Source organism: Trinickia dabaoshanensis (assembly GCF_002879885.1).
Lineage (GTDB): Bacteria > Pseudomonadota > Gammaproteobacteria > Burkholderiales > Burkholderiaceae > Trinickia > Trinickia dabaoshanensis.
On sequence record NZ_PNYA01000013.1, the window covers coordinates 61,929 to 76,325 of the forward strand.

Sequence of the window (14,397 nt, forward strand, 5' to 3'; positions counted from 1 at the left end):
GGACGGCGGGCGGCCCTTTAGTCAATCGCGCTTGCCTCCAAGCGAACCCAGACGCGACACCATATGCGCCGCCATTCCCCGAAAGCCGCCTTGCACGCCGCGCCAAAGCCTCGGCAGCGCCCAAATCGCGAACGCCACGAAGCCGGCCATCAGCAACAGAAACACGAGCGGCACGAACAGCGCGAGCGCGAGGCCGACGCACACGAGCACGTCCTCGGTGGACGAAGCCACCCAGTTGGAGAACGGCTCGGGCGAAAGATTGATGAGTGCGCGCGTGCCCGCTTTCGTGAGATGCGCGGAACCGGCGAGCGCCCCGCCCGCGAGTGCCGCGACCGTGAGCAGGGCCGGATCGGCATGACCGAGCGAGCCCGCGGCCAAAAGCGCCCCCGCGGGAATGCGGATGAACGTATGGATGGCGTCCCACAGCGAATCGAACGCGGGGATGCGGTCGGCCAAAAATTCGATCACGGCCAGGACGGCCGCCGCGCCGATGACCCAGCCGGAGGCGAGCACGGAAAGCGAATCGGGCAAATGGACGATGCCCAGACGGTCGAACAAGCCGACCAGAAACACGGTCAGATACAGACGCAAGCCGCTGGCCCACGACAGACCCGCGCCGAGCGAAAGTGCGTCGATCATTGCCCCCTCCCCGCTCCCATGGTGACGTCAAGTGCCCGCACGGTACCCGTTGGACGGACACACGTCACGCTCGCGGTGCGCTGTGAAATCCCATTATAGACAGCCCGGCCGGCGCTCAGAGCACGCCGACGAGCCGGTAGCCGATTCCCGTCTCCGTCATGATGTGTTCGGGCTGCGCCGCGTCGCGCTCCAGCTTGCGCCGCAGGTGGGCCATGTAGATTCTCAAATAGTGCTGGCTTTCGACGTGGGAAGGCCCCCACACTTCGCCGAGCAACTGCCGGTGCGTGAGCACGCGCCCGGCATGGCGAATCAACGCACACAGCAGCCGGTACTCGATCGGCGTCAGGTGGACGGCCTCGCCGTCGCGCGTGACGCTGCGCGAGGTGAGATCGACGTTGATCTGCCCGAAGCGCACGACGGCCGTGTCGACGGTTGCCCCGCGCTGGCGCCGGCGCAAATGCGCTCGAATGCGCGCCAGCAGCTCCGGCACGCCGAACGGCTTGGTCAGGTAATCGTCCGCCCCGGCGTCGAGCGCGGCGACTTTCTGGGTTTCTTGCGTGCGCGCGGACAGGACGATAACGGGGATGTCGGCCCATGTGCGCAACTCTCGGATCACGTCGATACCGTCCGCGTCGGGTAATCCGAGATCGACGATGACGAGATCGGGCTTGCGCGTCGCCGCCTCGGTCAGCCCCGCCTTGCCCGTCTCGGCCTCATGCACGCGCATTCCCTCGGCCTCGAGCGACGCCCGTACGAAGCGCCGAATCTGCCGCTCGTCCTCGATCAGGACGATGTTGATGGCCGGGGCCGTCATTCGCCGCGCGTCGATGCGCCCCGCTTTGTGCGCATCACGGGATCAAAACGGTCGAGCCCGTCGTCTTGCGCCCCTCGAGCGCGCGATGCGCCTGCGCCACGTCGGCGAGCGCGTAACGCTGGCGTACGTTGGTCTTGACCTTACCCGAGGCGATGACGTCGAACAGCTCCGTGGCCATCGCATCGAGCCATTCGCGCTTGGCGATGTAGCTGAACAGCGTGGGGCGCGTGAAGAACAGCGAGCCGCGATTCGCGAACTCGGACGCCTCGATCGGCGGCAACGGGCCCGACGCGCTGCCGAAGCTGACGAAATAGCCGAGCGGCGCCAGGCAGTCGAGCGATCCTTTGTAGGTGTCCTTGCCGATCGAATCGTAGACGACCGGCACGCCCGCCCCGTTCGTGATTTCCTTCACGCGCTCGGTGAAGTTCTCGCGCGTATACACGATCGGGTAGTCGCAGCCGTGCGCCTTCGCGAGTTCGGCCTTTTCGTCCGAACCGACCGTGCCGATTACCGTCGCCCCGAGCGCCTTGGCCCACTGGCAGACGAACAACCCCACGCCGCCTGCGGCCGCGTGAATCAGGATCGTCTGCCCCGGTTCGACGCGGAACGTGCGCCGCAACAAGTACTGCGCGGTCAATCCTTGCAACATGGCGGAGGCCGCATCGTCGAAGCCGATCGCGTCGGGGAGCTTGACGAGCGCATCGGCCGGCAGCACGCGCTCCTCGGCATACGCGCCGACGGGACGCGCCACGTAGGCGATGCGATCGCCGGCCTTGAACCGCGTGACGCCCGCGCCGACCTCGGTGACGACGCCCGCCGCTTCCATGCCGAGCCCGCCCGGCAACGGCATCGGATAGTGGCCGGTGCGAAAGTAGACGTCGATGTAATTGAGCCCGACCGCGTGCTGCTTGATCCGCACTTCTCCGGCGCCCGGCGCGCCCACCTCGACATCGACCCACTGCATCACTTCCGGGCCGCCCGTTCGTTCGATTCGAATCGCCTTCGCCATGCCGTTCTCCTTGTCGAGCGTAACGCTCGAGTTGTTCGGTCGATGCGGCAAAGCCTAAGACCGCCGCGTCGAGGATTGCGTGATATCGATATACAACGACAACGCGCGCGCCCGCTCAGGCGGCGGCGGTACGCGCCGCGAGCGTATCGAGCAGCATGCGCGCCGTGGCGACGTTCGTCGCGCAGGGCACGTCGTGCACGTCGCAGGCGCGCACGAGCGCGTTGATATCGGGTTCGTGCGGCTGAGGCGTCATCGGATCGCGCAGGAAAATGACGAGATCGACTTTTCCCTCGGCCAACATCGCTCCGATTTGCAGATCGCCGCCGTATGGGCCCGAGAGCATGCGCTCGACGGTCAGTCCGTGCGTATCGCCGATGCGCCCGCCCGTCGTGCCCGTCGCGATGAGCCTGCATTGGCGTAGCGTCGGGGCATATTCGCCTGCGAGGGCGACGATGTCGTCTTTCTTATGATCGTGCGCGATCAGCGCGACGCAGGCAGTCATGGCACCGCTCCTTCTTGGTCTAACCAGCAAAAAATCGATCGTAGCGATCGGTGAGCGCGCTCGTCGCGCGAATTTTCAAAATGTTCCGGGGAAGGCGCCGCCGTCGAGCAGCCAATTTTGGCCCGTGATATAGCCCGCATGCACGCTGCACAAGAACGCGCAGGCTTTGCCGAACTCCTCCGGCTGCCCGAGCCGTTGCGCCGGAATCGAGGCCGCGCGCTCGCGCCGCGCCTCATCGAGCGACACGCCCTTCGCTTGCGCCTGCGCATTCAACGTGGTGGCGATGCGATCGGTATCGAACAAGCCCGGCAGCAGATTGTTGATCGTCACGTTGTGCTGGGCGACCTTGCGCGCTACGCCCGCCACGAAGCCCGTCAGCCCCGAGCGCGCACCGTTGGACAGCCCCAGCACGTCGATCGGCGCCTTCACCGCCGAACTCGTGATGTTGACGATGCGGCCGAAGCCGCGCTCGATCATGCCGTCGATCGTCGCTTGCAGGAGGGCGATCGGCGTCAGCATGTTCGCCTCCAATGCGCGCATCCAATCGTCGTGCGTGAACTTGCGGAAGTCGCCCGGGGGCGGGCCGCCGGCGTTGTTCACGAGGATATCCGGGGCCGGACAAGCCGCGAGCGCGGCGTCGCGCCCCTGCGGCGTCGTGATATCGCAAGCGACGGTGCGCACCGTGACGCCCGTCTTCGCACGAATGTCCGCGGCGGTGGCCTCGAGCGTTTCGCTCGTGCGGGCGACGATGACGAGGTTCACGCCTTCGGCCGCCAGCGCCTCGGCGCAGCCTCGGCCCAACCCCTTGCTGGCGGCGCAAACCAAAGCGGTGCGTCCTGCGATTCCAAGGTCCATACTAGTTCCGGATGAGGATGGCAATGGGGGCGATTGTAGAAGAATCGCCGCAACCGCGCCGAAGCCCGGCCCGCCGGCCGGCGGTGCGCGCGCTGCCGCCTCACCGGATGCGATACGCTCGGGCCGCGACGAAAATTCGGCGAGCGCGCGTCTTCTTTAGGTAAACTTGTCTGAATAATTTTGTCGCGCCGCCTCGCGCCCCCGCCATGAAACAAGACAGCCGCTTCCCGAATCTGTTCATCCTCAACCATCCGCTGATCCAGCATAAGCTCACCCACATGCGCGACAAGGACACGTCCACGAGGACGTTTCGCGAGCTGTTGCGCGAGATCACGCTGCTCATGGGCTACGAAATCACGCGCAACTTGCCGATCACGACGCGTCGGGTGGAAACGCCGCTCGTCGAGATCGACGCCCCCGTGATCGCGGGCAAGAAGCTCGCGATCGTGCCGGTGCTGCGCGCGGGTGTGGGCATGTCCGACGGTTTGCTCGAGCTCATTCCGTCGGCACGCGTGGGACACATCGGCGTGTATCGGGACGCGGAGCATCGTCCCGTCGAATATCTCGTGCGCTTGCCCGACCTCGAAGACCGCACCTTCATCCTGTGCGATCCGATGGTTGCGACCGGCTATTCGGCCGTGCACGCGGTGGATGTGCTCAAACGGCGCGGCGTGGCGGGCGAGGAAATTTCGTTCGTCGCCCTCGTGGCGGCGCCCGAGGGCGTGCAAGTGTTCCAAGACGCGCATCCCGACGTGAAGCTGTACGTCGCCTCGCTCGATTCGCACCTGAACGAGCACGCGTATATCGTGCCGGGTCTCGGCGATGCCGGCGACCGCCTGTTCGGCACGAAGAACTGACAATAACGGGGAAGTATCGAATCGACCTATTAGCGCGCGCCCGCTAACCGTAGCGGCGCGCCTCGCTCGCGGCCGTCGGCGCCGCGTCCAACACACCGGCCGATTAAAATCGCGAGCCCCACGGGTTTGTCTCGCATCAGAAAAACGCCCGGCGTGCCGTTAAACGACGTGGACCCACTCCCGTCATCGCCAGTTCGCCATGCACGGCACTTACAATTTTTGGCTCGTCGCGCTTTCGCTCGTCGTCGCGACGCTCGCCTCGTATACCGCCCTGGATCTTTCCGGGCGCATCGCTCAATTGCTCGGCAGCAGGCAGCGTCAAGCCTGGCTTGCCGGCGGCGCCATGGCGATGGGCGTCGGCATCTGGTCGATGCATTTCATCGGCGTGCTCGCTTTTTCGCTGCCGATTCCGCTCGGCTACGATTTTGGGATCACGGCCTGCTCGCTGCTGATCGCCATCGCCGTGTCGTATTTCGCGCTGCGCGTCATCACGCGCACGACGCTCGGCATGCCTCGCCTCGCGTGCGCCTCGGTGCTCATGGGACTCGGTATCGCCGGCATGCATTACACCGGCGACGCCGCGATGCGGATGCAACCCGGCATCGTCTACGATCCGGCGCTCGTCGCCGCCTCTATCGTCATTGCGATCGTTGCCTCGGGGGCCGCGCTGTTCATGGCGCACACACTGCGGACCGAAGATCAACGTCACGTGGTGCCCAAGCGCATGGCCGCGTCGCTCGTCATGGGGCTCGCCATTACCGGCATGCACTACACGGCGAATGCGGCGGCCAATTTTCTGCCGGGCGCGATTTGCGGGGCCGCCGGCGGCGTGGATCTGCGCTGGCTCGGCACGACGATTTCGATTTTCACGTTCGCGATCCTGATCGTCACGCTGATGCTCTCGCGGTTCGATGCGCGCACGGCCTCGCTCGTGCAATCGGTCTCGCAACTGAACAGCCGAATCGTGTACATGGCCGCGTTCGACTCGCTCACCGATTTGCCGAACCGGCGCACGCTCACCGAGCATATCGAGCGCGCGATCGAACTCGGCAAGCACGGCAAGAACCTGTTCGCGATCCTATTCATGGATCTCGACGGGTTCAAGACGATCAACGATTCGCTCGGCCATACCGTCGGCGACCAAGTACTCAGTACGTTCGCGCGGCGCCTCGTCGACTGCGTGGAGGCCGGCGACACCGTGGCGCGCCTGGGCGGCGACGAATTCGTCATATTGATGCGGCATATCGGATTACCCGAAGACGCGCAGCGCGTGGCCGAATCCGTGCTCGAGCGGATGCGCGAGACGATTTGGGTGGACGAGCGGCCGTTGCAGGTCGCGCCGAGCATCGGTATCGCGCTGTTCCCGCGCGACGGCGACACCGTCGAGGCGTTGCTGAAAAATGCCGACGCGGCGATGTATGCCGCCAAGCGCGCCGGCCGGGGCACGTCCCGCTTCTTCGAATCGGACATGAACGAGGCGGCCAATCGAACGCTGTTGATCCAGCAAGCGCTGCACGAGGCACTGGACAAGGGTTACTTTTCGCTGCGCTTTCAGCCGAAGTTTTACGGCCGCGACGGCGCATTGTCCGGCGCCGAGGCGCTGCTGCGGCTCAATCATCCGACGCTTGGGCAACTGTCCCCCGTCGAGTTCATTTCGATCGCCGAGCGCAACGGGCAAATCGTCCCGATCGGCTATTGGGTCGTGGGCGAAGCGTGCCGCCAGATTCGCCGCTGGGAGGCGGCGGGACTCACGACGACGAAGGTGGCGATCAACCTCTCGCCGCGCCAACTCGCCCAACCCGATCTGCTCGCGACGATCCAGGACATCGTGCGCGCGGAGCGCATGGGTCCCGAGCGGATCATGTTCGAGATCACCGAAACGGCCGCAATGCACGACGTACGCCGCATGGCCGAGATGGTGCATGCATTCCAAAAAAGCGGGTTCGAAGTGGCCATCGACGACTTCGGCACCGGCTATTCGAGCCTCGCCTATTTGCAGCGCTTTCGCGTGCGGCAACTGAAGATCGACCGCTTTTTCGTGGACGGCTTGGACACGCACGACAACGAAGGGGCGGCGATCGTCTCGGCGATCATCGATCTGGCTCATTCGCTGGGGATGAACGTCGTCGCGGAAGGCGTGGAAACGGTGTCGCAACGCGAGAAGCTCGAGGCGCTGCGCTGCGACCAGCTACAAGGCTACTTGCTCGGCGTGCCGCTCGAACCCGATGCGTTCGCCGCGTTGCTCGGCAAACCGGGCGAAGGCGCCCGGCACGCCGCGCCGGTTTCCGCCTGAACGGGCCGCGCCGCCGCCTCGCGCCGAATGCGCGAGGCCGGCCCGGCCTCGTGCGCGTGTCCGGGCATGGTAAAATCACGGTCTGCTCTTTGGGACGGCCCGCTCTGTTTGCATCGCGCATCTCGGCCCACATTGGCCGCCAACGCGCGCGCACGCCGCCCGATACCCGAACTGAACCACGGCAGGACTCGCACGGTTCGAACGATTCGCAATCGACAAAAACGCATCATGCGTGTGCCGGATGGGCGCGCGCCACGGAGAAAGGTATGGCTGGTCACTCGAAATGGGCCAACATCAAACATAAGAAGGCCGCGGCCGACGCCAAGCGCGGCAAGGTTTGGACGCGCCTGATCAAGGAAATCCAAGTCGCGGCCCGCATGGGCGGGGGCGAGATCGATTCGAATCCGCGCTTGCGGCTCGCGGTCGAAAAGGCCTATGACGCCAACATGCCCAAGGACAACATCAACCGCGCGATTCAGCGCGGCGTGGGCGGGGTCGATGGCGCGAACTACGAAGAAATCCGCTACGAAGGCTACGGCATCGGCGGCGCGGCCGTCATCGTCGATACGATGACCGACAACCGTACGCGTACCGTCGCCGAGGTGCGTCATGCGTTCTCGAAATTCGGCGGCAACATGGGCACGGACGGCTCGGTGTCGTTCCTGTTCGATCACGTCGGCCAATTCCTGTTCGCGCCCGGCACGTCCGAGGACAAGCTCATGGACGCGGCGCTCGAAGCCGGCGCGAATGACGTCGTCACGAACGAGGACGGCAGCATCGAAGTGCTGTGCGGCCCGAACGACTTCTCCAAGGTCAAGCAAGCGCTCGAGGCCGCCGGCTTCAAGGCCGAACTCGCCGAAGTGACGATGAAGCCCCAGACGGAAGTCGAATTCGCCGGCGACGAAGCCGTGAAGATGCAAAAGCTCCTCGACGCGCTCGAGAATCTCGACGACGTGCAAGAGGTCTACACGAACGCGTCGATCGCGGACGAGTAAGGGATGCATCGCGCGCCGCGTCCGCCGTGAAGTGAACCGGGGGCGCCTGGCGCGCAAGGCAACGACATCGCGGCCGGGCTCAATGCGCCGGCCGCCCCTCTTTTATGTCTTCGGGGAACCATCATATGAAACTACTCGTCGTCGGTGGCGGCGGTCGCGAACACGCCCTCGCTTGGAAGCTCGCGCAGTCTCCGCGCGTGCAACTCGTCTACGTCGCGCCCGGCAACGGCGGCACGGCGAGCGACGAGCGCCTGCGCAACGTCGATATCACCGATCTGAACGCACTGGCCGATTTCGTCGAACAAGAGCAGATCGCGCTGACCGTGGTCGGCCCCGAAGCGCCGCTCGCGGCCGGCATCGTCAATGTCTTCCGCCAGCGCGGCCTGAAGGTATTCGGGCCCTCGAAGGAAGCAGCCCAACTCGAAAGCTCGAAGGACTTCGCCAAAGCGTTCATGAAGCGCCACGGCATTCCGACGGCCGAGTACGAAACGTTCTCCGACGCCGCCCTCGCCCATGCGTACGTCGATCGCAAGGGTGCGCCGATCGTCATCAAAGCCGACGGCCTGGCCGCGGGTAAAGGTGTCGTCGTCGCGCAAACGCTCGACGAAGCGCATGGCGCCATCGACATGATGCTCGCCGACAACAAGCTCGGCGATGCCGGTGCGCGCGTCGTCGTCGAAGAGTTTCTCGCCGGCGAGGAAGCGAGCTTCATCGTCATGGTGGATGGCAAGCACGTGCTGGCGCTCGCCTCGAGCCAAGACCACAAGCGGCTGCTCGACGAGGATCGCGGCCCCAACACGGGCGGCATGGGCGCCTATTCGCCCGCGCCGATCGTCACGCCGCAATTGCACGCTCGCGTGATGCGCGAAATCATTTTGCCCACCGTGCGCGGCATGGAAAAGGAAGGCATCCGCTATACGGGCTTCCTCTACGCGGGCCTCATGATCGACAGCGAGGGCAACCCGAAGACGCTCGAGTTCAACTGCCGCATGGGCGACCCCGAAACGCAGCCGATCATGGCACGCTTGAAGGGCGATTTCTCGAAGGTGCTCGAGGCGGCGATCGCCGGGACCCTCGATACCGTCGAGCTCACGTGGGACCGGCGCACCGCGCTCGGCGTCGTGCTCGCGGCGCACAATTACCCCGACACACCGCGCAAGGGCGACCGCATCAACGGCATCCCGGCCGAGACCGAGAACGCGGTCACGTTCCATGCCGGCACCTCGCTCGTCGACGGCAAGCTCGTGACCTCGGGCGGGCGCGTACTATGTGTAGTCGGCTTGTCCGACTCGGTGCGTGGAGCCCAATCGGCCGCGTATGAAACGATCAACCAAATCTCGTTCGACGGAATGCAGTATCGCCGCGACATCGGCTATCGCGCGCTGAACCGCAAGCACTGACCGCACCAAGCCAGGGTGTGCCGCCCCGGGCCCTCATCGGGCCCGGTTTCCGTTACTTTCGCGTCCGTCCTATCATGTCCGACAAGACCTACGACGTCTCTCAAGTGCGCAGCTACCTGCAAGGGCTGCAAACGCGCATTGCCGACGCGCTCGGCGCGCTGGACGGCACGCCGTTCGGCGTCGACGCGTGGCAACGGCCCGCTGGCGAGCGCCTGCGCGGGGGCGGCATTACGCGCATTCTCGAAAACGGCGCACTCTTGGAGCGCGGCGGCGTGGGCTTCTCCGACGTGGCGGGCGAGCAGCTCCCGCCGTCGGCTACCGCCTTGCGCCCGCACCTGGCCGGGCGCGGTTTCGAGGCGATGGGCGTTTCCCTCGTCATGCACCCGCGCAATCCGTATTGCCCGACCGCGCATATGAACGTGCGCATGCTCGCCGCCACCAAGGAAGGCGAGGCCCCGGTGTTCTGGTTCGGCGGCGGTATGGATCTGACACCCTATTACGGCTTCGAGGAAGACGCCGTGCATTTTCACGGGGTGTGCCGCGACGCGCTGGCACCGTTCGGCGCCGAGCTCTACCCGCGCTTCAAGCGCTGGTGCGACGATTACTTCTTTCTGAAGCACCGCAACGAAACGCGTGGCGTCGGCGGCATTTTCTTCGACGATTTCGACGAGCTCGGTTTCGAGCGCTCGTTCGCGATGGTACGGAGCGTGGGCGATGCGTTCGTGAACGCTTACCTGCCGCTGCTCGAGAAGCGGCGAGCGACCCCGTACGGCCAGCGCGAACGTGATTTCCAGGGCTACCGGCGCGGCCGCTACGTCGAATTCAACCTCGTGTACGACCGTGGCACACTATTCGGGCTGCAAAGCGGTGGGCGCACCGAGTCGATTTTGATGTCGATGCCGCCCGTGGCGAACTGGCGTTACGATTGGCAGCCGGAGCCCGGGTCACCCGAGGCGCGTCTTTACGGCGATTTCCTGAAGCCGCGCGACTGGCTCGTTTAAAACGCGATCGCTCAACGAGGACCGACATCTGATCTCGACCGCCCCCGCCACGTCTAGCCGCGCATCCGATGCCCGCGCGATGCTGCCGCGCCGCGTCGGCCTGCTCGGCGGCACGTTCGATCCGATCCACAACGGACACCTCGCGCTCGCGCGGCGCTTCGCCGACCTCTTGCAGCTCACCGAACTCGTGCTGCTGCCGGCCGGTCAGCCGTATCAAAAATCGGGTGTATCAAAGCCCGAGCACCGCTTGGCGATGACGCGCGCGGCGGCCGCCTCGCTCGTGCTGCCCGGCGTGGCCGTGACGGTGGCGACCGACGAAATCGAACACGCGGGCCCTACCTACACGGTCGAGACGGTGGCGCGCTGGCGCGCGCGCGAGGGCCGCGACGTCTCCCTCTCGCTGCTGATCGGAGCCGATCAACTGCTGCGCCTCGACACGTGGCGCGACTGGCGCCGATTGTTCGAATTCACGCACATCTGCGCGGCGACGCGCCCCGGGTTCGACTTGTCGAGCCTCTCGCCGGCGCTCTCCGACGAGCTCGGCCGGCGCCGGGCCGATGCCGCCACGCTGCGCGCGACGAGCGCCGGGCACCTGCTCGTCGACGATACCCTCGCGCTGGATGTCTCGGCCACCGACATTCGCGCTCACGTGAAAGCGCGACTGGCGCACGAAACGGCGACGCGCTCGGGCGCGGCCGCCGAACCGATCCCCGAGGCCGTCTGGGACTATATCCTTCAACATCATTTGTATCATCCGTAATCATGGACATTCGCAAACTGCAGCGCGCGATCGTAGACGGTCTCGAAGACGTCAAGGCGCAAGACATCCGGGTCTTCAACACGAGCCATCTGACCGAACTCTTCGACCGCGTCGTCGTCGCGAGCGGCAATTCGAACCGGCAGACGAAGGCGCTCGCATCCAGCGTGCGCGAGAAGGTGAAGGAAGCCGGCGGCGAAATCATCAGCACCGAGGGCGAGGATATCGGCGAATGGGTGCTCGTCGATTGCGGCGATGCCGTCGTGCACATCCTGCAACCGGCCCTGCGCCAGTACTACAACCTCGAGGAAATCTGGGGCGATAAGCCCGTGCGCGTGAAGCTCACGACTACGAGCCCGTTCGGCGGCGCGCGGGCGAGCGAGCCCGAAGACGAGGACGAGGACGAAGAAGAGGAAGCCGCGGCGCCCGCCGCCAAGCCGGCACGCAAGAGCCCCGCGCGCAACAGCCCCGCCCGGAAGAGCCCCGCGCGCAAGACGAGCGCCAAGTAACGAGGGTGGACGTGCCCGCGCATGCGCGGGGCGTTCGTCGCCTTGCCCGACGCGATGAAACTCCATATTTTGGCCGTCGGCCATAAGATGCCCGATTGGATTTCGGCCGGCTTCGACGAATACGCGAAGCGGATGCCGCCCGAATTGCGAATCGAGCTACGCGAAATCAAGCCCGATGCAAGAACGGGCGGCCGCTCCGCGCAAAGCGTCATGGCGGCGGAGGGGCAGCGCATCGAGGCCGCCTTGCCGAAAGGCGCGCTCGTGGTCGCGCTCGACGAGCGCGGTCGCGACTGGACGACGATGCAACTGGCCGCCGCCCTGCCCAGCTGGCAACGGGAAGGCCGCGACGTCGCCTTCGTCATCGGCGGCGCCGACGGGCTCGATCCGCAGATCAAGGCGCGCGCCGAATTGCTGCTACGCGTCTCGAGCTTGACGCTGCCGCACGGCATGGTCCGCGTGCTGTTAGCGGAACAGCTTTACCGCGCGTGGAGCATCACGCAGAATCACCCCTATCATCGCGTCTGATGCGGCGTCCGTTCTCGTGAGACCGGGCGCCTACGCCCAACGAGAACGACACATGCCGCAGCCGAACACCCGCGCATCTTCCTACCCTTTCATCTACCTGGCTTCGCAGAGCCCGCGCCGGCAAGAACTCCTGGCGCAACTCGGCGTTCGCTTCGAATTGCTGCTACCGCGCGCCGACGAGGACGCCGAGGCGCTCGAAGCCGAGCGCGCGGGCGAGCCGGCTCACGCCTACGTCGTGCGTGTCTGCGCGGCAAAAGCCGAGGCCGCCCGTGCCAGGCTCGAGGCAAGCGGTCACGCGCGCGCACCGATCTTGGTGGCCGATACGACGGTGACGATCGACGATGCGATCCTCGGCAAGCCGAACGACGTCGAGCACGCCGTGCAAATGCTCGCGCGCCTCGTGGGGCGCGAACACGAAGTGCTGACTGCGCTGGCGGTCGTCGATGCCGACGGCACGGTTCTGCCCCCGGCGTTGTCGCGCTCGACGGTGTCCTTCGCGAACGTGCCGCTGCCTAGGCTCACCCGCTACGCCATGACGGGGGAACCGCTCGGCAAGGCCGGGGCTTACGGGATTCAGGGGCGAGCAGCCGAATTCATCGAACGGATCGACGGATCCTATTCGGGTATCATGGGTCTGCCCCTATTTGAGACGGCTGCGCTGCTGCGTCAAGCGCGCGTCGACTTCTAAAGCCGCCGACATGAACGAAGAAATCCTAATCAATGTCACGCCGCAGGAAACGCGAGTCGCACTGATCCAACAAGGCGCCGTGCAGGAGCTGCATGTCGAGCGCACGCTCTCGCGCGGGCGCGTGGGCAACGTTTATCTGGGCAAGGTCGTACGCGTGCTGCCGGGCATGCAATCGGCGTTCATCGATATCGGGCTCGAGCGAGCCGCCTTTTTGCACGTGGCCGACATTTGGCATCCGCGCTTGGCCGGCGAACACGCGAGCCCCCAGCAGCCGATCGAGAAGATCGTCTTCGAGGGCCAAACGCTGACGGTGCAAGTCATCAAGGACCCGATCGGGACGAAAGGCGCTCGCCTGTCCACGCAGATCAGCATCGCGGGCCGCATGCTCGTGTATCTGCCGCAGGAGCCGCACATCGGCATTTCGCAAAAGATCGAAAGCGAAGCCGAGCGCGAAGCGATCCGAGCGCGGCTGACCGCCGTGCTGCCGGCCGAAGAGAAAGGCGGCTATATCGTGCGCACGATGGCCGAAGACGCCACGAGCGAGGAATTGGCCAGCGACGTCGCCTATTTGCGCAAGACATGGGCGACCGTGGTCGCGCAGTCGCAGCGTCTGCCGCCCACGAGCCTGCTTTATCAAGATTTGAACTTGGCGCAGCGCGTGCTGCGCGATTTCGTGACGGACGAAACGTCGCGTATTCAAGTGGACTCGCGCGAAACGCATCAAATGCTGGCCGACTTCGCCGCCGAGTTCACCCCGGCCGTCAGTTCGAAGCTGCACCATTACACGGGCGAGCGGCCGCTGTTCGATCTGTACAACATCGAGACCGAGATCCAGCGCGCGCTTTCGCGCCGGGTCGATCTGAAATCGGGCGGTTACTTGATGATCGATCAGACCGAAGCCATGACGACGATCGACGTCAACACGGGCGGCTATGTCGGCGCGCGCAATTTCGACGACACGATCTTCAAGACGAACCTCGAAGCCGCGCATACGATCGCGCGGCAACTGCGGCTACGCAATCTCGGCGGCATCATCATCATCGACTTCATCGATATGGAGAATGCCGAGCACCGCGACGCCGTGCTCGGCGAGCTGAAGAAAGCGCTCGCGCGCGACCGCACGCGCTCGACGGTGAACGGATTCTCGCAATTGGGGCTCGTCGAGATGACGCGCAAACGCACGCGCGAATCGCTCGCCCACGTGCTGTGCGAGCCGTGCCCCGTGTGCCAGGGCAAAGGTCAGGTCAAAACGCCGCGCACGGTCTGCTACGACGTGCTGCGAGAGATCCTGCGCGAGTCGCGGCAGTTCAATCCGCGCGAGTTTCGCGTCGTGGCGTCCCAGCAAGTCATCGATTTGTTTTTGGACGAGGAATCGCAGCACCTGGCGATGCTCATCGATTTCATCGGCAAACCCGTGTCGCTGCAAGTGGAGTCGAATCTGAGCCAGGAACAATACGACATCGTCTTGATGTAACGCCTGCGCGCGTTCGCGCGGGCCTCGTATCGTTCAGACCAAAACGCGCATCGAAAAGGGCGGCCGCGCCGCCCTTCGT

The 14,397-nt window shown here is 65.2% G+C and carries 15 protein-coding genes; 10 read left to right on the forward strand and 5 right to left on the reverse strand.

Going from position 1 to position 14,397, the window contains the following annotated elements; all coding sequences use genetic code 11:
• Positions 1-21: 21 nt before the first annotated feature.
• From C0Z18_RS15650 to C0Z18_RS15670, 5 genes are all read right to left on the reverse strand, one after another.
• On the reverse strand, positions 22-639 hold the full coding sequence (locus C0Z18_RS15650; RefSeq protein WP_102646326.1) for a DUF4126 domain-containing protein: 618 nt from the start codon (positions 637-639) through the stop codon (positions 22-24).
• A gap of 115 nt (positions 640-754) precedes the next feature.
• On the reverse strand, positions 755-1,453 hold the full coding sequence (gene kdpE, locus C0Z18_RS15655; RefSeq protein ID WP_102646327.1) for a two-component system response regulator KdpE: 699 nt from the start codon (positions 1,451-1,453) through the stop codon (positions 755-757).
• Between the two features lie 34 nt (positions 1,454-1,487).
• A complete protein-coding gene (locus tag C0Z18_RS15660) occupies positions 1,488-2,462 on the reverse strand; it encodes a quinone oxidoreductase family protein (RefSeq protein ID WP_102646429.1) in 975 nt (324 codons plus the stop codon).
• Between the two features lie 115 nt (positions 2,463-2,577).
• Positions 2,578-2,964 carry a methylglyoxal synthase gene (locus C0Z18_RS15665; RefSeq protein ID WP_102646328.1) on the reverse strand — a complete coding sequence of 129 codons (387 nt, stop codon included), beginning with the start codon at positions 2,962-2,964 and terminating at the stop codon, positions 2,578-2,580.
• A 75-nt stretch (positions 2,965-3,039) separates the two neighbouring features.
• A complete protein-coding gene (locus tag C0Z18_RS15670; RefSeq protein ID WP_102646329.1) occupies positions 3,040-3,819 on the reverse strand; it encodes an SDR family oxidoreductase in 780 nt (259 codons plus the stop codon).
• 206 nt (positions 3,820-4,025) lie between these two features.
• On the opposite strand from C0Z18_RS15670, the gene upp reads away from it, so the two are divergent.
• The 10 genes from upp to rng all read left to right on the forward strand — a co-directional run bounded on the left by upp (position 4,026) and on the right by rng (position 14,318).
• On the forward strand, positions 4,026-4,676 hold the full coding sequence (upp, locus tag C0Z18_RS15675) for a uracil phosphoribosyltransferase (RefSeq protein WP_102646330.1): 651 nt from the start codon (positions 4,026-4,028) through the stop codon (positions 4,674-4,676).
• A gap of 199 nt (positions 4,677-4,875) precedes the next feature.
• Positions 4,876-6,969: a putative bifunctional diguanylate cyclase/phosphodiesterase gene (locus C0Z18_RS15680; RefSeq protein ID WP_102646331.1), complete on the forward strand. Its 2,094-nt coding sequence runs from the start codon at positions 4,876-4,878 to the stop codon at positions 6,967-6,969.
• A gap of 266 nt (positions 6,970-7,235) precedes the next feature.
• On the forward strand, positions 7,236-7,964 hold the full coding sequence (locus C0Z18_RS15685) for a YebC/PmpR family DNA-binding transcriptional regulator (protein ID WP_102646430.1): 729 nt from the start codon (positions 7,236-7,238) through the stop codon (positions 7,962-7,964).
• A gap of 125 nt (positions 7,965-8,089) precedes the next feature.
• Positions 8,090-9,364, forward strand: a complete 1,275-nt coding sequence (purD, locus tag C0Z18_RS15690; protein WP_102646431.1) for a phosphoribosylamine--glycine ligase — start codon at positions 8,090-8,092, stop codon at positions 9,362-9,364.
• Positions 9,365-9,438: 74 nt separating this feature from the next.
• On the forward strand, positions 9,439-10,365 hold the full coding sequence (gene hemF / locus C0Z18_RS15695; RefSeq protein ID WP_102646332.1) for an oxygen-dependent coproporphyrinogen oxidase: 927 nt from the start codon (positions 9,439-9,441) through the stop codon (positions 10,363-10,365).
• A gap of 79 nt (positions 10,366-10,444) precedes the next feature.
• Positions 10,445-11,125: a nicotinate-nucleotide adenylyltransferase gene (locus C0Z18_RS15700; protein ID WP_102646333.1), complete on the forward strand. Its 681-nt coding sequence runs from the start codon at positions 10,445-10,447 to the stop codon at positions 11,123-11,125.
• A gap of 2 nt (positions 11,126-11,127) precedes the next feature.
• A complete protein-coding gene (gene rsfS / locus C0Z18_RS15705) occupies positions 11,128-11,631 on the forward strand; it encodes a ribosome silencing factor (RefSeq protein WP_102646334.1) in 504 nt (167 codons plus the stop codon).
• A 54-nt stretch (positions 11,632-11,685) separates the two neighbouring features.
• The gene (gene rlmH / locus C0Z18_RS15710; RefSeq protein WP_102646432.1) at positions 11,686-12,156 is read left to right on the forward strand and encodes a 23S rRNA (pseudouridine(1915)-N(3))-methyltransferase RlmH; all 471 of its coding nucleotides are present in this window, start codon (positions 11,686-11,688) and stop codon (positions 12,154-12,156) included.
• A 52-nt stretch (positions 12,157-12,208) separates the two neighbouring features.
• Complete coding sequence (locus C0Z18_RS15715) at positions 12,209-12,844, forward strand: Maf family protein (protein ID WP_102646335.1); 636 nt, start codon at positions 12,209-12,211, stop codon at positions 12,842-12,844.
• Positions 12,845-12,854: 10 nt separating this feature from the next.
• Positions 12,855-14,318, forward strand: coding sequence for a ribonuclease G (gene rng / locus C0Z18_RS15720; protein ID WP_102646336.1), 1,464 nt, complete (start codon positions 12,855-12,857; stop codon positions 14,316-14,318).
• Positions 14,319-14,397: the final 79 nt, after the last annotated feature.